11 protein-coding genes are annotated in these 19,084 nt (G+C 59.7%); all 11 read right to left on the bottom strand.

Annotated features, from left to right (window positions below):
- Positions 1-27: 27 nt before the first annotated feature.
- Positions 28-828 (bottom strand): HNH endonuclease, encoded by an 801-nt coding sequence (locus BT108_RS03765; protein WP_072293214.1) that lies wholly within the window; start codon positions 826-828, stop codon positions 28-30.
- Positions 825-2,708 (bottom strand): coiled-coil domain-containing protein, encoded by a 1,884-nt coding sequence (locus tag BT108_RS03760; RefSeq protein ID WP_218184807.1) that lies wholly within the window; start codon positions 2,706-2,708, stop codon positions 825-827. Before BT108_RS03760 ends, BT108_RS03765 begins: the two co-directional genes overlap by 4 nt.
- 2,359 nt (positions 2,709-5,067) lie before the next feature.
- Entirely contained in the window at positions 5,068-7,671 is a 2,604-nt protein-coding gene (locus BT108_RS03755; protein ID WP_218184806.1) for an Eco57I restriction-modification methylase domain-containing protein, read from the bottom strand.
- Position 7,672: 1 nt separating this feature from the next.
- The gene (locus BT108_RS03750) at positions 7,673-9,052 is read right to left on the bottom strand and encodes an ATP-binding protein (RefSeq protein WP_072293212.1); all 1,380 of its coding nucleotides are present in this window, start codon (positions 9,050-9,052) and stop codon (positions 7,673-7,675) included.
- A gap of 17 nt (positions 9,053-9,069) precedes the next feature.
- Entirely contained in the window at positions 9,070-11,859 is a 2,790-nt protein-coding gene (locus BT108_RS03745; protein ID WP_072293211.1) for a helicase-related protein, read from the bottom strand.
- Positions 11,860-11,865: 6 nt separating this feature from the next.
- Positions 11,866-17,139: a DEAD/DEAH box helicase gene (locus BT108_RS03740; RefSeq protein WP_072293210.1), complete on the bottom strand. Its 5,274-nt coding sequence runs from the start codon at positions 17,137-17,139 to the stop codon at positions 11,866-11,868.
- Positions 17,140-17,240: 101 nt separating this feature from the next.
- Entirely contained in the window at positions 17,241-17,450 is a 210-nt protein-coding gene (locus BT108_RS03735; RefSeq protein WP_255369599.1) for a hypothetical protein, read from the bottom strand.
- 288 nt (positions 17,451-17,738) lie between these two features.
- Positions 17,739-17,918 carry a hypothetical protein gene (locus BT108_RS03725; RefSeq protein ID WP_072293209.1) on the bottom strand — a complete coding sequence of 60 codons (180 nt, stop codon included), beginning with the start codon at positions 17,916-17,918 and terminating at the stop codon, positions 17,739-17,741.
- On the bottom strand, positions 17,915-18,127 hold the full coding sequence (locus tag BT108_RS03720; RefSeq protein ID WP_072293208.1) for a hypothetical protein: 213 nt from the start codon (positions 18,125-18,127) through the stop codon (positions 17,915-17,917). The genes BT108_RS03725 and BT108_RS03720 overlap by 4 nt, the downstream gene beginning before the upstream one ends.
- Positions 18,124-18,648: a zeta toxin family protein gene (locus BT108_RS03715; RefSeq protein WP_072293207.1), complete on the bottom strand. Its 525-nt coding sequence runs from the start codon at positions 18,646-18,648 to the stop codon at positions 18,124-18,126. The genes BT108_RS03720 and BT108_RS03715 overlap by 4 nt, the downstream gene beginning before the upstream one ends.
- A gap of 24 nt (positions 18,649-18,672) precedes the next feature.
- A complete protein-coding gene (locus BT108_RS03710; RefSeq protein WP_255369598.1) occupies positions 18,673-18,969 on the bottom strand; it encodes a hypothetical protein in 297 nt (98 codons plus the stop codon).
- Positions 18,970-19,084 lie beyond the last annotated feature (115 nt).

Genomic DNA, 19,084 nt, shown 5'->3' with positions numbered 1-19,084 from the left:
GACAGCCCCCATAAAACTCGGGGCGGTTCATTTCGGCCTTGGCCATGCTTTCTCCCTCGATCGGGCACCGAGCAGGAAACGCGCCCGGTGCCACTGCAAATAAGGCCGGTGCTCGCTGGCCAGCCAGCGCAACATCATACCTGGGTGGACACCAAGTCTGTGCAGATCGCTCTGGGACAAGTGGGTACTGGTCAGCAGATTCCCGATATCGTCGAAGCTGATCATAAAGCGATCGAACAGCGCATCGAGATTCGCCACCAGCAGAAAGCCGTTGAAGGCATCCAGCCGCTCAGCATCTTCGACACATTCCACCCACGGCTTGGCATGGCTGGCACGCAGCGCCTCGGTCACTGTGACGCCAGTCACTGCGCAGGCACCGCCCCAATAGGTCAGCAAGGCGTCACGATAATGTTCCTGCCCCACGCGCTGGCGCACCAGGCGTTCCCCTTCCGTGCCGCGGCTCTCGACAGACAGCGCCTCTACAGCCTGCTCGACAGCCGCGTGGTAGTCGCGCACTACCTGATTCGGCAACGCCTGCGACAGGCTGGCTGCACGGCGCAGCAGAGCTGCTAAGTCGGCTAGGGTGGGCACGCAAAACACGTCATCGACTCCGGCCCAGGGTTGGAAGCTGCGCAGCAGCTCCGGCAGCAGCAGGGGCGTGCCTGATTGAAAGCGCACGTCGAAGCCGTCGGCCGATGCCGTCACCACCGCCTGGCTTCGGTGGCGGGCAGAGGCCAGTGTCACCACGTCGCCAGCGGATGCCAGCACGTGCTCGAAGCCGTTGTCATGGCCAGCTTTCTCGATAAGTGCGCGTTGCAGAAAATTCATGTCAACGACGCTTGTTCTACACTCAGGCGCTTGCGAAGAAGAAGCCCGTCCATGCTATCTGTTGAGAGCCTATGACGCTCAAAATCCGTGAAAGATTCAGGTGGCTCTGTCGAGGTAATGACAATGTATTGCAGCGAGTCACTGCCATTTTCTGCGACATGTCCAAGTAGCGCCCAGAGTATGGATTCGCTCATTTCTGCCTCACGGGGAGAATCGTGTAAGAGGAATCCGGGATGAAAGCTCTGTTCCTGAGCACTATCGAGCAGGCAAGCAACATCGCCTGCAAGTATTTCCAATACCCTGTATGTGGTTGAGTGCACTGGCCCCATCTGGAAAGGGTGATTGCGGTGTTTCTCTTCATCGTTAAAAACACCCCACTGGAAAGAAGGTAGCGATTTGGCAACCGCCATCATGGCTTCACTGATTTCTCTACGACGACCTGCGACTGCCTGCTTCTCGTTCTCAAGCTGCAGCTGCAATTGGTCGAGGCGACGTCGGGCTGAATCCAGCTTGCGCTGTGCCACATTCATGTCAGCCGAATGTGATTTTCCTGATGCAAGGCTTTTGTAGTGTTCGTAGTCTTCGATAGCCTCGTTGAGTAGCTGCTTATTCGACAATGATTGAGCGTATTTCTTATCCAGTTCAATATTTTCTTTATCAATGTCGGTTAGCTCTCTATCAATCGGCATTACCTCATTCTCTAGTTCGTCCAAACGACGCCGTAGAGGAATTAGAAGACTCTCAAGGGATTCTTTGGTTTGCTGATGAAGCACGATGCGCTGCTTTCGATCAATTTGAACTTGTTCGATGCGTTCAATGACGTGATGACAATCTTTGAGCTGGCGATTTCCTGCATCGCAATGCTTTGAAAGATTCTGCTGCAGTGATACTGCTTCACTTTGCAATGCCTCTAACTGCTCGGTATCGCCAGCAATCAACGCTTCCATCTGCCCGATTTCATTGACGAGCAAACTCACGACGCCACTCAGTGGCGTCCGTTTCTCCAGCCATTTTTGACGCTCACCTGCAAGAGTTTGTCTCTCTTTTTCAATGGATTGCAACTCTTGTTGATAGGACTCGTGGCGTTGCCTGGCAATATCAATCAAGTTGGGATGTTCGATCAATCCTTCTTGACGGAAGGGCGTATTGATTGGCGCTTTAAGGCGATTGGCCAATTGGCGACGCACATGGTTCATCAAACGTGCGGGTTCCTCCCGTAATTGATCCAACCTTGACTTCTGGGTTTCTATAGCTTTGGTTGTGCTATTCAGGTCACGCAGTGTCGTGTCGTCGTGCAGGAGACCCAACACGATCTGTACGAGAGCAAGAGGTGATTTCGCTGGCAAACTGAACCGGACACCTTCTGCACGCCATTGGAAGTAATGCTGGTATCGGGCGTTTTGGTCGCGGGAGCACCAGGCCAGAATGTGGTGCCATTCAATAGGCTGTCCGGAACCAGGCAATTCCTGAACCGGCAAGGTTTCGACAAAGTGCCGCCGCAGTGCATTCTGGTAGGCGTGATATTCGTTTTCTACACTACCGTCGGCCAATTGCCGCCAATCTGAAGCTCGGGAAGCACGGTACATCTTCTGGTATCCCCACGGTTTCAGAACGGTCCATGTTTCTCCACCGACATGCACACGGGCTGCTACAGCCCCTTCCTTCAGATCCCGGTTTTGCAGCAGTTCATCGCGCAACGCCGATCCCTCGGACCAGAGAGGGTCGTCCAGTGCGAATCGCAGTAATTGGCAAAAAGCGGTTTTCCCGACACCATGCCCGGAACTGTCTTTTCCGGGCGGAGATACGATCAGGTTGAGTCCTTGACGCAACGGTATCTCGCGCAAGGGCTTATTCACCGTCAGTGACTCCAGCAGCCACATGGTCTCCACCCATAGGTGGGGTTTTGTGGAAAGTGATGCTGGAATACCGACTACGTTCATCTCTTATCCCTTTTTTTCAGACTTTCCGTTTGCATGGCTGATTCTGGCGTGACTAGCGCCTCCTCCAGGGCTGACTCCTGTTGTTGCCTTGCCTCAATCAGTGCTCTGGCAAGCGACGCCGTACGATTGTCGCCCAACACCTGTGTCAAACCTTCGGAATCATGGATGACCAGGGGCGCAGTTGTCGGCACACCCAGCAGGCTGCGAAGCCAGGCACAGATATGCAACCACCGTTCGCTATTGATCGGCTGCAACCACTCGGTCAGAAGCTCTCTATGCGAGTTAGACTCTGGCAAGGTTGTCAGCAGGATTTGACGTAGGCGAATGTCATCGCAGGAACCCCCCTGCAGGAGAATGTCGCAGACCAGTCCTGCCAGCCAATCCTCGCCTTCGGTTGCTGGTGTATGGCCCGCCGCATAGGTTCGGAATGGTGTGACTGGACGAGCAGGCTGAGCTTGCTGGATGAGGACAGACGGCTCTTGTTCCAACTGTTTCCAAGCCGCCAGCACTAACCGTTGCGTGCGGTATTCGCCGAATTCCTTGCGCTCTTTGTCCTTGAGCACACGAAAGGTTTCGCTGGGGTAATCGTCACCCATCACGTCAGCGGGGTCGAGGATGTAACGCAGATCTTCCTCGGTGAGGCCGTAGAGTTTGGCGTAGTAGGCGTCGAGTTCGGCGCGCAGGGTGGCGCGGCGGTGGGGGTCGAAGGGGAAGGGTGGGCCTTCGAAGCCCAAATCCTTGGCCCAGGCGGCGAGGTCGTGGGCGGTGTAGGTCAGTTCCAGGACGCGCGGGACGATGAAGGCGAGATCGGCTTTGGTGTAGCGTTCAGGTAGCAGGATCGGGAATTGCTTCAAATAGCCATAGGTCAGGTGCGTGCCGCCCACTTTTACGCGAGCACAATAATCAAGCATCAATGAGCACAGATTGCCTAAAAGGCAGGCTGTCAGGCGCGCATTCGCCGTCGTGGTGAACAGCGGGATGGTATGCCCCACCCCCAAAAACGGCATCACCGACGCAATCACCGTCCGATATACATGTGCGCTCGTAATATCCCGCCACCCCATCAACCACTGCGGGCAGGAGCCCTGCAACCAGCGTTCGGCCAAGGCGAGCACGGCGGGTTCGGCCGTCAAGGATGCTTCCAATGCAGGCAGATGGCCGTACTCGGCGGCGAATACCAGTACGGCGCACTCGGCTTCGGGGTCGGTGGCGTACCAAGCGGTAGCGCTGCGGGCGCCGGGCACGTAGGGCTGCAGCTTGGCTTCGCCTTCGGCGGGCAGGTAGTCGTCGTTCAGTGGTTGCAGGCTTGCTGGGCTGTTGCCGACAAAACCCAGCGACGTGGGCGCGATGGCCTGCGCATAGGGGTGTCGGGCGACAAAGGCTTTCCAGGCAGGGTACATGCCCATATTTGGATTAGTGTGGCGCTGTTCGGCCAGGTGCCAGCCAAACAGCAACTGGGTCACGCACAGCATGGTGGCCTGCGTGTTGCCATCCTTGAGGGCTTTCATCAATCCTTCGGGCAGGCGGGCAACGCGCAGCCAGACCTCGCGGGCTTGCACCCAGTAACGCGGGGTGACGGTAAATTCAGGGTCGGCTTTTTCGGCCAACGTGACATCGCGGCTGTTGCCGTCCGCCGTGTAGGTGGCCCAGCGATGGTCGAACTGGTGGATGAGCTTGGCTTCGTACAGCGGCAAGCAGTCGGGGGGCGACTCATACTTGAACAAGTGGCTGTCGTTCGACATGTGGAATATAGTCATGAACGATATGCCCCACGGGTTTTGCGCGGATTCCACCATCTTGGCTTGCTTGCCTTCCCCCTCGACCACAGCATCACGCATTAACACCGGGGCGGCGTGGTAGAGCCTCTTGGTCAGTTCCGCGTCGCGCTGGCTGCGGAATACTGGGCAGGTGAGCGTGTTCGGGTTGATGAGGCGGAATTCATCGGGCGTGAGGGTGAAGCGGCGGTGCAGGTCATGTATTTGACTTGGCTGTCGCGCGAAAAAAACGAATTCAGCTTGGCCAGCGCGTCCAAGCGTGATTAAGCAGAAACGAAATGAATGATGTACAGACGGAAAAATAAATTCTTCATTTTCGAATGCCTGCAAACTTACTAACTTGGAGTTTTGCGTTAAGTACGAAAAATACGTCTTGGTGCTGTCGTCGGTGGCAATGCCGGTGGGCACGATGAAGCCGGCGCGGCCACTGTCGGCATGGATTTGCAAAATGGTTTCGGCAAACAGCGCATAAGTATTCACGTCGCCCACGCCAGTCAGCGGGTAACGGCCACCGTCAGCGCCTTTCACATGGGCGAACACGCTGGCCGCCTCCGCCGTACGGCGGGCGGTGACGAATTTGCGGTAAAGGCGTTTTTCAGCTTCGTCCTCACGCGCTTCGTGGGCCAGGTCTGGGTACAGGTGGCGCGCCAATATGCCCTCACTGAGCCACTGGATGCGCTGGGCGCGTTCGGCCTTGTTGCGGGCTTCCGCCACGTCGCGGTGGCGGGTGGCGAAGAATTCTTCCTCCTGCAGCTTGATGCGCTCCCAGGTGGATTGCCCAGCACGCAATCAAAACCGCCCTCTGTGAACACCTGCGGAAAAGCCAGCGGCCAGTGGAACACGCGAGCCTGTTCGCAGGCCTCGCGCGCGGCGGCGATGGGGGCGGCATGCTCGGTCTGGGCACGTTCCGGCGCGGTCAGCAGCGCATGCAGGATGATGCTGGTGGGCACGGTGTCGGCCGTGTCCTCCATCTTGGCCAGCAGGTAGGCACCCACCAGCGCATCGGCGGCGTGGGCCAACGGGCTGTGGGCGGACTCCTCCAGAAAGCGACGCCAGGCTTGTTCCTTGGCGGCCACCTGTTCGGGCGTGTCGGCGGGCAGGGTTTCGATGGCGCGCAAGGCTTCCAGGCCGCTGCGGTTGTCCACCCCCAGCAGCATCTGCTTGCCTTGCAGGTCTTTGGCGATCTGCTTGAGGCCGGCGGCGTTGGCTTTGGCCAGTTCCTTGCAGACGTCCTTGTCGTCGCCGCTCAAGGGCTTGAAGGCATCCTTGGCGATGCCTTGTTTCAGCCCGGTCAGGTCGGTCAGGCCGAACAGGGCGTCGCCCACTTGCAGGTGATGGTCGAGAAAGCCCAGCGGGCGGCCTTCCTCGTAGCCTTCTAGCCACAAGGCCATGCGGGCCAGTTCGATGGCCATGGGGTTGCGGTCCACGCCGTAGATGCAGCGAGCCACAACCTTGCGCAGGGCATGACGGTAGTCCTGCGGCTGGATGGCGCCTTCCTGCCCGTCTTCGAGGCTGCGCAACTGGGCCAGCTTTTCCGCCAGACGGCGAGCGGCGGCCAGCAGGAAGTGGCCACTGCCGCAAGCCGGGTCGATGACGCGTATGGCCAGCAGCGCTTCGGTGGGGTTGGCCGGCTGGGCGGCCAAGCGCTGTTCGATGACGGGGTTGAGCGCGCTCTTGATCAGCTCCTGCACCAGGCTGTCGGGGGTGTAGTAGCTGCCGGTGAGTTTACGGGCGTTGCCGACGGTGCTGCCTTCCTCGGTACGACCGATGAAGCCAAAGATGCGGGCGGGCAGGTCAATGGCGGGCACCAGTTCCAAAAGGCTTTCATACACGCTTCCCAACTCCTCCGGGCCCATGTTGCAGTAGTCCGCAGGCACCAGGCGTTGCGCACCGACCGGTTTTGCCCAGCGCAGGTATTGCAGGGCGGCGAGCAGGTAAGCATTGTCCAGGCTGGCGACATCCAGATCTGGGCATTGTTCAGGCGCGAACAGGCCGCCCAGCGCGGGCAGGGCCAGGCGTGACTCGCCCTGCGCAAGCCCGCGGAAAACGATGCGGATGGCCTGCCATTGGTCGTCGTGCCGGGTGCGGGCGCGGCGCTTGAGGCACAGCTCGCGCAGACGTGTCAAGGCGTAGCCTTCGGCATAGGCGCGGCGGGCGGCCAGTGCTTCGGCGCTGTCGTCCTGCGAGTGCAGCACACCGCGCTCTTCAACAGTGAAGACGAAGATGAGCCGGTAGATCAGGCGCAGCAGTTGCTGGAAATAGGCATCCTTGCTGAGCGTACCGTCGTTCAGGGCAGCACGCAGGGCGTGGTTGGCGGGGTGTTGCAGGAAGCCTTGGCCGAAGGTCAGCAGGGCCTGCTCGACACCATTGCGCAGGCCGTCGCGCACGCGAGTGCCTTCCTGCTGGCCTTCGTTGCGCCATTGTTCCCAGATGCACGCCGTAGCGCCCTGGCCGGGGCGGGATGCGCGGCTGGCGTGCAGCAAGCGCCAGACATTGGCGAATTCCGCATAGCGCTGGCCGCCGAGTAGGTCGGCCAGATCGACTTCGAGAAAACTGGGGCGGGTAAGGCTGGCAGCGTCGCGCAGCAGGCGCAGTTGCTTGCCATTGCTGACAATACCCCATTGCAGCGGTTCACTGGCGTTGAGCAATTCCTGCATCGCCTGGAACGAGGCTTTCTTGCGGCTGCCGCCGCCCTGCACGGCAAACCGCGCGTCGGCCGCGTCCAGGCCCAAAGTGTGTGGTGCCACCAGGACGGGCAAGGTATCAGCCATGAGGCTGACCGGGTAACGCAGCTCACCCACTTGCTGTGCTGCCGTGGCTTGCAAGGTGGCGTAGCCAAAGGCGTCGCGCAGCAGTTCGTGGACGAAGGCTGTGGTGCACTGCGCGGCATCGACATCGGCGCGTTCCATTTGTGTAGCGAAGTGCTGCCACTGGGCGCAGGCGATCTGGAAAGCACGGCTGTATTCGTCCTTGAGTTTGACGCCCTTGGGGGTGCCGTAGTCGGCTTCAAGCTGTGCGCTGGCGCGACTCTGGGCAGCTTTTTCAAGTTGGCCGGGCAGGAACAGCCCGCCTTCGAGCTTGAGGGTGGGCAGGTCGAGCGTGGCCTGGGTTTTGCGAGTGCGTTTCATATTATGGCTTGTCCTCGCCGATGACTTCCCAGTAGCCGCCTTTGTCGGGGCCAACACGACGAACCTTGTTTTCTGCTTGCAAGCGGCGTAGGTGATGACGTGCACTGGCTTCGCTCACGCCGAGCGCTTCAGCCAAGAAACGAACGCTGGATTCGGGTTGTTGCTGCAACTGGTGAAGCAGCAGCATCCTGGTGTTTTCTTGGTGTTTTCTTGGTGTTTTCTTGGTGTTTTCTTGGTGTTTTCTTGGTGTTTCTGGCGGAGTAACTGATGTTTTCAGACCGGTTTCAGGGACAGATTCCGATACCGTCTCCAGCGCCGACGGGCGCTTGAAACGGGTGATGAACAGCCCGCCGATTTCGACGAAGCCGGCATCCGGTGCGTTTTCCAGAATCAGCGGCACCCCCCGGCCCCAGGCTTCCACCAGATGAATGCGGCGCAGCAGTTCGGCAATTTTGGGGTTGCGGCGGCGGGAGATGTTGCCCTGGCGTATCTCGTCAAAGGTCAGGTTGCCGTAGAGGCTGCCGGGGCTGCGGATTTCCAGGCGATCTTTGAACACGGCAACCTGCACGAAATCCGGGTCGCGCCAGTCGCGGTGGCAGAAGGCATTGACCAGCGATTCGCGGATGGCCTTGAGGGAGATTTCGGGCACGTCCACGCGGAGCAAGCCTTCCAGCCTCATGCCAATGTGGATGTTTTTCAGGGCGTATTTTTCGGCTTCTTCGATCAGTTCGAGAATGTCGCCGTCGAAGTCGTGACGATCGATGATGGTGGAGCTTGTGGTGGTGGCAAATACTGCGCAGCGCAACTGAATGGGCACGTCGGCAAAGAACAGTTTGGCGGCGTTGATGGGCGCACCCTGGCGCAACAGGTCGAGTTTTTCCAGGGCGCTGACGGCGCTGTCTTGCGGCAGGTTGGCTCGCGCAAGGAAGCGGCTGATTTTTTCGGGGTTCAGTTGTTCCAGCGTCAGACCGCTTGGTTCATTTTCCCAGCGCAGCGCATCCTGGTTGTTTTGCAGGATGAGATTCTTCAGTTCGCTGGCGCTGAGTTTTTTATCTTCATCGGCCACCCGCATGTAAGCACGACCATATGCCAGATAAGGCTGCTGCCAGCCCTCGGCCTTGATTTGCAGGCAATGCTTGCCCTCAATGAGCTGTTGGGTGATTTGTGGATAGATGGCCGGCTCGATATGCGCAGCAATCGCCTGGGACACGTCGCGCAGGGTCTTCTCGTTCACGTTCAGCCCCACGGCTTTGCCGTTTGGTGCAATGCCGAACCACAGCTCGCCTTGACCGTGCTTGTTGAGCATGGCGGCCAGAGAAACCAGCCCCTGTTTCAATTCGGCCAGAGACTTCTTCAGCTCGGTGGTTTCGGTTTCGATCATGGTGTGGTCATGTCCCTTCAGAGCGATTCCGGCAGCAACACGTACACGCCCATCACATCAACCGGCAGGCACGGGCTGACGCTGTGCTGGCCCACGTCGCGGGCGGCGGCGCGCACGCGCTGGTGGTCGGCCAGCAGGGCATCGGCACGCTGTCTGGCCAGTGCTTGCAGTTGCTGTGGGTGCGCAGCAAGAAAATCCAGCGCGGTGCGTATTTCACGCTGCATGGCCTCGGGTGGCAGGTTGCCGCTGGGCGTGCATTCCAACAGGCGGCTGACGTTTTCGTCAGTCAGCCATTGCGGGGCGTTGCGGCCCTGCACGGCCAGCGTCACGGTTTCCTCGGCCATCATCTGGAACGGCTCGCGGCGGCGCACGTAGCTGAGCTGGTGACGCAGGCGCAGCAGGTAGAGGGTGGTGACGACTTCGACGTCTTCGGTCAGGGTGGCGGCGCAGCGGGCGGCCAGCGGACGTTCGCTACCAAGCGCATCTTCCAGCAGGTGTTGGGCGAGCAGGCCGACCAGCGGGTGGCTGCGGTGCAGTTCGCTGAAGTCAATGGACAGGGGCGTAGTGATGCCTTCGTCGGCCAGGCGTTGGCGTAAGGCTTCGGGCAGGTGCTGCGGCAGGAAACGGGCGCTCTGTTTGCGGCCTGTTTCCAGCGGTGAACCGAGCCGCACGCAGGCGCTTTGCAGAAAGCGTTGCACGTCGGTCGGGGTGCCGAGGGCCTGCTGCTGCTTGTGCCATTCGGGCAGCACTTCGTCGGGTCGGATGCGGCGCTGGGCGAACACAGTGCGGTTGGCCTTGGCTTTTTCCAGCACGTCACGCCATTGAGCTTGCAGTGGAGCGAGCAATTGCTCCGGCTCACCGAAGTCGAATGCGGCTTGCGGCGATGAAGTGCGGCTGTCACTGCGTTTCATCAGCGCGGCCTTGACCAGAGCCTGGTTGATACGAGCTTCGTCCTCGGGCAGTGGCACCAGCACGCCCAGTTCCTTCTGGATGGCTTCGCCTTTGCGGAGGATGACATTGAGCACGAAGCCATCGACCGGGTTGTCCTGCCCGTAGAGCATGGTGCAACGCACTTCGTCGGCCTGCTGACCAAAACGATCGACCCGGCCTTCGCGCTGTTCGTGGCGGGTGGGGTTCCAGGCCAAGTCGTAGTGGACGACAGCGGTGAACAGATGTTGCAGGTTGATGCCTTCAGAGAGGCAATCGGTAGCGATCAGGATGCGTTGCTCGGTATCCTCCATGTCGTCCACGCGCTCGCGGCGTTCCTCGGGAGTAAGTTCGCCGGTGATGGCATCGACGGTGGCTTTGGGGAAAGCGGCCTTGAGATGCTCGGCCACATAGTGGGCGGTGGCGATGTAGCGACAGAACACCACCGGGTGGTAGCCATCCTTCAACAGAAGGTCGATATGCCAGATGAGCGCGGCCAGCTTGGGATCACCGGCCTTGCCGGAGAGACGTTGCGCGTCGGCGATCAGGGCTTGCAGACGCGGCGCAGCGTCCTGCATTTGAGCAGGCGGCTCCAGATCACTGCCGGAGAGGTCGTCGGCCTCACCATCGTGCAAGCGTTCATCACTGAGGAGGGCGTCATCTGACACGGTACCTTCCAGCCGCGTGGTCAGTGCCTTGATGGCGGCAGCGGGCGACGACGCCACGCAGCGCAGCAATGCCAGAGTGGCATACCAGATGAGGCGGGCGCCGCCTTGTTGTTCCCGCTGCTCAATTGTTTCAGCCAGTTCGCGGCAGTAATCCTGCACGACGTCGAAGAACGCGCCCCATTCGCCGCTGAGCTGGTAAGTGAGCTCGGTTTTCATGCGGCGGGGAAAACCACGTCCATCATGGGTCTCGACCTGCCATTCAACGATGTCCTTGCGACGGCGCTGGACGAAGTGGCGGGCCAGTTCCTGACGCAATGGGTCGGAGGCCGTCATGCGACCTTGCAAAGCGGCAAAGCGTGTATCGAGCAGCGACAGCAGGTTGTAGAAGGCAGTTTCGTCACCGGAGTGGGGAGTGGCGGTCAGCAGGATCAGGTGTCGCTGCGCGTCACGGGCAAGGCGTTGCAGCAGTTCGAAGCGCAATTGCTTGCCTGTGCCGCTGCTGGCGCAGGTGTGGGCCTCGTCAACGATGATGCATTCGGGGACGGTGGCGAGAAACTGTTCGCGGTGGCGTTCACTCTTGATGTAGTCCAGGCTGACGACCACCACGGGATGATGGTCGAACAGGCGCACACCATGCGGAAGATCACGTTCGATGCGGGAGGCCGAGGCTGAAGTCAACGCCACAGCCTGAAGATTGAAGCGAATTTCCAACTCACTTTGCCATTGTTCGACAAGGTGCGGCGGGCAGAGGACGGCGAGGCGGGCAATTTCGCCGCGATCCATGAGTTCGCGTGCGATCAGGCCGGCTTCGATGGTCTTGCCGATGCCTACGTCATCAGCGATCAGCAGGCGCACCGTGGACAGGCGCAGTGCCATCAGCAACGGCACAAGCTGGTAGCCGCGAGGCTCCACGGCGATATTGCCAAAGGAGCGGAACGGGCCGGCGCCGGCGCGTAGGGTTAGGCGCAAGGCATCGCGTAGCAACAGCGCGGCGGCATGGTTGCCGGCGCGTGCGGGATCGGGCCAGTCAAAGGTAGCAGGTTCGACGGGATGCAGTTCCAGCTCGGGGATCAGGGCGATGCTTTCGTCATCGGCACCACTCAATGGGCGTAGGCGCAACCAGTCTCGGTGGGAGTCGCTTTGCACCACCCATTCGCGGCCTCGGGCGCGCACTAGGTTGCCGGGCAGAAAGTCGTGTTCGAGGATCGTCATGCGCCTTTATTCCTTGGAACCGAACACATCGGCGTGCGCGGCGAATTGCTGCGGCCAGCGTGAAGCGTCCGAAAAATCGAGCACCTGCCAGCCTTTGTCCTGCAATACGCCGGTGGTCTGCTCATCCATCTCGAACAGAAACACTAAAGCACGAGGTGCCTTGTACTGGGCCGCGGCGATGGCTGCGCCATTGTTGACGGACACGTTGACCGCATCAGGTTGTATAGCCCCTGCCTGGCGGAGCGCGGACAGCCAAGCGTCGAATAGCTCGTCTGCTGAGGTCGTCGCGGCAACGGTGGCCGAGCTGCTCGTTACAGGCTGCACCTGGGCATTGGTCAGAGCGACCAGCAGCTTGAGCGCATCCGCATTGCGGCGGTTGATGTGTTCGTGGTCCGGTTGGTTGAAATAGGACAGCAGGCACTGGTAGCAGCCGGCTTCGCACTGATGATTGCCAAGCACATCGGTCTGTTCCATCGACGGCAGATCGTCCAGCGTCCAAATGCCGCTCTGTGGTATGAGATAGTGAATCAGTTGCAGGGCATTGCTGGCTACGAGTGCAAGGTCGTCGCGATTGTTTGCCAGGCGAGTGAGCACACCCGCACCGCCTTCGGCCGCTTCGTAGAACAACAAGGCGCGGCGCTCGTCGGACTTCGGCAGTGGCTCGACCACCAGTTCGGATTCCTCGATCTGGAAGGTCATTTCGATGCCGCGCTTGAGCGCGGCCTGCAACGTCGCCATGGCCTCCAGAGACAGGGCATGTACGGGAGCGAAGATCAGCAGATTGCGATGATCTTCCACAAAGGGAACGATGCGCTGGTTGGGCACCTTCTCCAGCAAAGCATCGTCGCCGCCTTTGTCGTCTTCCGCATCCGGTGCATCATGCTTGCTCCAGGTGCCCGTGATGGGGTTGATGTAGAAGCCCAGTTGCTCCTTGTCCTTGCGCCGGCGCCAGCCACGGTTGATGCGCCAGATTTGCGCAGCGGGCGCGTAGGTGAGCTCGCCCAGCACGTCCTCGCCTTGTTGGATCGTGGCCTTCTGCTGCTGGATACGGCTATCGGGGCCGGGCAGGAAACGGTAGGTGGTTTGCAGCTCGAAGCCCTGACGCTGGCGCTCCTCGTCGTTGATGGAGATGCGCTCGGTGGCCACAGTTTCTACGGTTTCGATACGGTAGAGCTCGCGCACCCAATCGTGCTCGGTGAGCAAGGCATCACAGTTCTCGCAGCGATTGACCAGCGGCTGTTCGCCGCCCGGCTCGCCGAGATGGCCGTAGCCACACTGGCTGCACACTAGAGAGGCAATAGTTGCCAATTGGCTGTTGCCGGAAATGTGGTCTGTATTGCCTACGTTGAGTTTGGCACGCACCACGCGGTACATGCGGCCCTGGTGATAAATGAGGCTGCGGGGGCCGAATTCGGACAGGGCCAGGAAGCGCGGCCGGCTGACCATGCTGCCTTCGTCATCCTTGCCGTTGACGGCCTGGCCGCCACGGGCGGGAATCCAGGCCATCAGCGGCAGGCGCGGGAAGTTGTAGCCTGGCAGGAAGCCTTGGCTGGCCAAGTAGCGATAGGTATAGAAGTCATTGTTCTGGCCGTTGCCGGACTTGAGCAATACGGCGTACTGGCGCGCGGCGTCGCCGTAGCGGCGCTGGGCATTTTGCCGCTCAGTGTGCGAGGCGGTATGGCTCTTGACGATGCGATCAGCCATATCCATCTGTTGGCGGGTTGCATCGAACAGCACGCGCCAGCGCTCCAGCGCCCCAGAGAACGCTTGCGCCGCGTTGTCGATGACCTGGCGCACATAGTCAGGAGTGAACCAGGTGCTGCCTTCAAGCTCGCCCTCAAGCTGGTCGATGACCCGGTCGGCACTGGCCAAGGCCCGCTGCTGGACAGCCTGCGCCCGTAGCGCTTCGTGCAAGGGCTGTTTCAGTGGTTTTCCGGGCTGATCAAGATCCAGCATGGGCGCAATGCTGTCGTCCAGCGGCACCTGGGTGCTGGCCAGCCAGACCGCTTGCAGATGGCTGTCGATGAGATCGCGATTGCTCAGGTCGAGGGTTGGCGCACGCACTACGCCATGCACCATTTGCTCGGCATTGTGGAAGAACCACTGGTCATGCGGACTGAGTGCCGCGCAGTAGGTGATGACCAACGCCTGCTGACCCGAGCGACCCGCACGGCCGCTGCGCTGGGCGTAGTTGGCGGGGGTCGGCGGCACATTGCGCAGGTACACGGTGTTGAGCGCGGAGATATCCACGCCCAACTCCATCGTGGGGGAGCAGAACATCACAGGCAGACGTTCCAACGGCGCTTCGTGGGCCAGGTTCTGGGCCCAATCCTGCCTGTCTTTTTCGGTGTAGCGAAAACGCTGCTCCAGCAGTTGCCGGCGTGGCGCATCCACCTGGGCCGTGTGTTCCTGGGCCTCGAAGTCGAACAGCGGATGCGAGGGCCGACGCAGCAGGTCGGCAATGCCGAGATACAGGGCGCGGAAATACTGATTGATGCCGCTGCTGTCAGTTTGCGGCTGATCGGCAATCAGGCACCAGTCCAGGGCAGCCGCGTTCAGGCGCCAGCCTGCGAGCTGGGCGTCGATAGGTTGGCGCTGCACATAGCCATAGTCCTTGGCGGACTCCAGAAGAGCTTCGATCAGCTTAGTCCACTCGACATCTTTCCACTGTGCAACCTCGCTGGTGCAGGCGCTGTTGCGCCAGAAGGCGGCCGTCTTTATTTGCCGCAGCAGGCGGGAGCGTGGACCACCTGTCACCAGATCGGTACGCGGCTTGCCCTTGTATTCCGGGCGCTTGCCGAGGATGAGATAGCGGCCAGTATCGGGCTTCTCGTCGGGAGTGAAAGCCCAACGTTCATTCAAGTAGGTGTAGGCGCTGGTGCGTGCCTTGTCCTGCTCAACTGGGTCAAGATAACGACTTTCCAGGCACAGATGGCGACGCAAGGCGTCGAACAACAATTCGTACAAAACTGCCCGCTGAGCAGCCGTCAATTTGGACAAGGTGCTGTTTGCAGCAAAGATGCTGGCGTCAGCGCAAAAGGCATCCAGGTCTCGATACCGAATCTGCAACAAGCCAAGCTGATCCAGATTCGGATTATTGAAACGCCAACCGCGCCGCAGATCACGTAGCAGCCGGTAGGCGATGATGAAGCGTAATGTACGTTGCGCCTCCTGCCGGGCCAGTCCCATGAGCTTGGGCGTGCGCAGATACTCCACCAAGGTCGCTTCATCGACCCCTTGAAAACCAAGGGCCTTGAATACGCTTTCGGCCAAGTGTTCTTCATCGAGTTGGCCGCCGCTGCCCTGGAGTGCACTGATCAAGCCGGCGCGCAGCGTCAGCAGGAAAATGAAGTCGTTGAAATGTCCCGCCTGCAGAGCGGCATCCTGGCGATTGTCGGTAAAACCAAGCAACTTGCGCGGATCAGGCAGGCCTGGTGCCGGCTCAGGAAGTGCGAATAATTGCTGCAAGGCCGCCAGAGCAATCATGGTGGTGGCCGAGGAGCGGCCTTCGCCGGACAGGCTGGAGAGGCGGTTGGCATCCTTGCCGTGGGCTTCATGTATCGTGCCGCAGCTCAGGCAGAATTTGAACTTACCGGGAACGAACCAACACTCCGTCCCCGAACCCGTTTGTCCTTGGGCATTAACCGTAACCATATAGGGAACGGAATTTTTGTAGTTTGATTTGACTTTTGGTTCGCTACGGCCAGGGTCGATCCAGATTTCCGGCAGGTCTTCAAGTTTTCCACCGTACTGCTGTCCGGGCAGCAAGGGACACAAAAAGCCGTAACCGGCATCATCTTCGGCCGTGATGTCATCGATCTCACGCGAGCTGAAGCTCTCAGGCTGCATCGAGTGCCAGACAGGCAAATATTCCTGACCGCAATCGCGGCAGAAGTGCGTGGGGTAAAGCAGCACATTCTCTTGCTGTCGCCCCGGCGCAAAACGCTGAGCATCGAGCGTGACATGGCGCTTACCGCGCGCCTCCAGTGTGGTGAGCACCTTACCGGGGCCACTGATAAACTGGTGCAACTTGAACGCGAAAGGCGGCCTGCCCTGGGGCGTGCGTACATCATGGGCAGCCACTAGAAAACGCTGCAGGGCGTCGCGGGCAGCTTCAGGCTGGCAACCCGTGTCTTCGGCGAGACGGCGACTGGCCTCTTCCAACATCATGGGCCTCGCCCGTCGAGGAGGCTCGTCGGCAGGTAGTTCGATACCCAGGTTCAATTCCACCCAGATGGATAACGGATCGTTGCAAAAAGCGTCGAAGTCAGCCCAGATATCCTGCTTTCGCGTAATGGCCGCCGGTAATTCAGCGCGGATGGCGTTGACGTCCTTGAGCGGGTTGGTGACCCGCTCCAAGGTCTCACCGATGACGTCTTGCTCGCCGATCTGGGTACCAAAAAGTTTGCTGGCCACGTCGGCCACCACGCGGTTGCGGTCGGCTTGGCTACCTGTGCTGGACATGGTGGCCGACGTGCCGATGCAGACCAGTTGCGCGGCTTTCAAGCGCTCGCGCAGACGCCGAACCAGCAAGGCAACGTCCGCCCCCTGACGGCCACGATAAGTATGCAACTCATCCAGTACCAGGAACTCAAGTCCCTCGCAGTGCTCCACCACGCGCCGATCCACTTCGTCGAAGCGCGTGAGGATGTACTCCAGCATCATGAAGTTAGTGAGCAGGATATCGGGCGGGTCATCCGCGATGGCACTGCGTTCCGCCTTGCTTTCCTGGCCTGTATAGCGCTTGACGGAGAAGGGACGAAGCTCTGGCGCATAGCCATGCAGAAACTTGTCGAGTTCTTCCAACTGGCTGTTGGCCAGGGCATTCATCGGATAAATGACGATGGCCCTGGTGCATGCTTTGCCATTGGATTGCTTGGCCTTGAGAATGCGGTCGATGATCGGGATGAAAAAGGACAGGGATTTCCCCGACCCCGTTCCGGTCGTGACCACATAGCTTTGGCGTTCCTGGCCTTTGGCCAAGGCTTCCATCTGGTGCTTGTAAAGATGCAGGGGTTGTGACGAGCCTTCAGACTTCCCGATCTGGAAGATCTCTGCGCAGTCAGCATGCAAGATCCCCTGCTCCGCCAGTTGCTGCACCGTGCCCTGGCGTTGGTAATTTGGGTTGATCTGCACCAGCGGCTCAGGCCAATAGCGGCCTTGCGCATATTGATATTCGACCTCGGCCTGGATATCGGGCGCAGCGATGCGAACGAAGCTGCGGGAAAAGCTGCCGTATCGTTCGATGAGTTGGTCGCGGAATTGGAAAACGTTATCCATGGAGAGCCTCACTGATCCATTTTGTGCCCAATCGCCAGAACCGCTGTACTACCGAAGGTACCTGCTGTGATGTGCTTCCATTTCGCTCCTTGCTCGTTGATTCAATCAAATCCTCTGGTTTCATCGCCCGCAGCACCAACCGCATCATCCATGTCCCGGCTCACGCCCGGGCAGGATTCCTCGATTTCCAAAATAGAGAACGGCAGGGTGCATCCCAGGACTTCCGCACACACCCGGTCATCCTTGCTGCCTCGACCGCGCTCGATGGTGGTGCCGATACGCTCCTCGAACTCACGATAGGCCCGCAGCAAGGCACCCCAGAAGTAGTCGAGCCAGGGCTTGGCGTCGTGCTGCCCCTGGCATCAGCTCTGCGAGCTGGACGATGCGCTGCACCGTGTTCTTGTTGAATCCTAACAAGTGGACCACGGTCCGGTAACCGAACGAAGGCGAAAGATCGTGGGAACGGTTAGCCTCGGCCACTGTCGTCCCGCCCTGAATGATGTCCAGAACCAACGCACTCTTGCGCTTGGCCGTTCACCGCGTGATCTCTTCCGTCATGCTCATGGTACTTCCTCATCGAATAATACCTGAGCAGGTTTTTAGTGGGTCAATTGAATAACCACGCGCAGCAGATCGACTTCGATGGCGCGTTTATGTTCGCGCTTGCTCCAATTACCCAGGTGTTCATATCCCAGGCCGCTATCAGCTACCGGAGTGATGAGCAGGCGAGCCACGCGGTTGTGTGAGTTATGCTCGGAACGCGGCATAGGCTGGATCATGGCGTATCGGGCTGCTCGTCATGCTCGCGACGCAACTGCTCGGCGGTGATGCGCATCCGCACGCCATCCCTCACCACCACAATGGCGGTATTGGTCTGGATGGCAATTTGTTTCGCCGATTCCGCGGCGCGCTGCATAGCGGCCAGCGATGCCCGCATATCGGGGTTTTTGGCTTGAGAAATGTCTTTGGGTGTTGCGGTCTGGCTCATGCTCGTTCTCCCCATTCCAGCAGCACCGGGGTACCGCCAGCGTTGTCATACAGACTCCAGTCATTCACTGCATCGCGATAATGCTGTTCGAAATTCTTCCGGCCTGCCGAAAAACGACGCCGAATGACTGCCTCTGGAATATCGTGGCCACCCTGGCGGACACGTTCGGCAACCCGCGCGATGGCCATGTCGACATCGGGCAGCGCCAGAAAGAACAGGCTGACGGCGTAGCCTTGCATCTGCCAACGCCGGATATGCCGTAGATATCCCAGACCGGACAGCGTGGTTTCCAGCGCAAAGCTCTCCCCGCGTTGAACGCTTTCCGCGATTTCTTCGAGCATCAGCCGCCCCGCCTTGATGGCAGCCACTTCTGGCGCGAACGGCGACAAGCCTGCAGCAATCAAATCGGCATTGATGAAACGAGGAAGTTTGGCCTCAGTCGGCAGGAAGGAACGCGCAAACGTCGTCTTCCCTGCGCCGTTGGGGCCGGCGATGATGATGATTTTTTTTGTCTGACTCATGGCCCAATCCTCCCACCCACAGGTTCATCGCGCCAAGGCATCGCGGTAACCTGCAATTTTCTGCCCCGGGCGACTCTTGAGCGTTGCGTTGCAGATGACCAGGGACTTCAACCGCGATGGCGCAACGGCAATGCCTTCCAGCCGGTTGGACAACTCGGTGGACTCAACCACCGCGACCTGACGCTGGCCCTTGAGGGCTTCGGGTGATTGCGTGGTGGAGAGCTGCTGCTTGCCATGGTACTCGCCCAGCGAACGCAGCGTGGCAACCCGGGTGTCATCGAAGCGAAGTGCGGCAAGGTACTCGGCTGTGAGCGAGCGCATGGAAGTGTAAATCCAGGCTGTCTAAATGGGGCAATCATAGCTCTTGAATGGGGTATTGTCGTGGAAAATACCTCATTGGCATCGCTTGCCTACCCTCTTCCCACGATCCAGCGTA

Origin of the sequence: Nitrosovibrio sp. Nv17 (assembly GCF_900119085.1) — a bacterium.
Classification (GTDB): domain Bacteria; phylum Pseudomonadota; class Gammaproteobacteria; order Burkholderiales; family Nitrosomonadaceae; genus Nitrosospira.
The sequence above is the reverse complement of the archived record's forward strand: the minus strand, read 5'-3'. Positions and strand labels throughout refer to the sequence as shown.

Excerpts from the sequence above, each read along its gene's own strand:
- BT108_RS03755 (WP_218184806.1), bottom strand. The coding sequence starts at position 7,671 with ATGAAACGCACTCGCAAAACCCAGGCCACGCTCGACCTGCCCACCCTC.
- BT108_RS03760 (WP_218184807.1), bottom strand. The coding sequence starts at position 2,708 with ATGTGGCTGCTGGAGTCACTGACGGTGAATAAGCCCTTGCGCGAGATA.
- BT108_RS03765 (WP_072293214.1), bottom strand. The coding sequence starts at position 828 with ATGAATTTTCTGCAACGCGCACTTATCGAGAAAGCTGGCCATGACAAC.
- BT108_RS03720 (WP_072293208.1), bottom strand. The coding sequence starts at position 18,127 with ATGAGCCAGACCGCAACACCCAAAGACATTTCTCAAGCCAAAAACCCC.
- BT108_RS03745 (WP_072293211.1), bottom strand. The coding sequence starts at position 11,859 with ATGACGATCCTCGAACACGACTTTCTGCCCGGCAACCTAGTGCGCGCC.
- BT108_RS03750 (WP_072293212.1), bottom strand. The coding sequence starts at position 9,052 with ATGATCGAAACCGAAACCACCGAGCTGAAGAAGTCTCTGGCCGAATTG.
- BT108_RS03715 (WP_072293207.1), bottom strand. The coding sequence starts at position 18,648 with ATGAGTCAGACAAAAAAAATCATCATCATCGCCGGCCCCAACGGCGCA.
- BT108_RS03725 (WP_072293209.1), bottom strand. The coding sequence starts at position 17,918 with ATGATCCAGCCTATGCCGCGTTCCGAGCATAACTCACACAACCGCGTG.
- BT108_RS03740 (WP_072293210.1), bottom strand. The coding sequence starts at position 17,139 with ATGGATAACGTTTTCCAATTCCGCGACCAACTCATCGAACGATACGGC.
- BT108_RS03710 (WP_255369598.1), bottom strand. The coding sequence starts at position 18,969 with ATGCGCTCGCTCACAGCCGAGTACCTTGCCGCACTTCGCTTCGATGAC.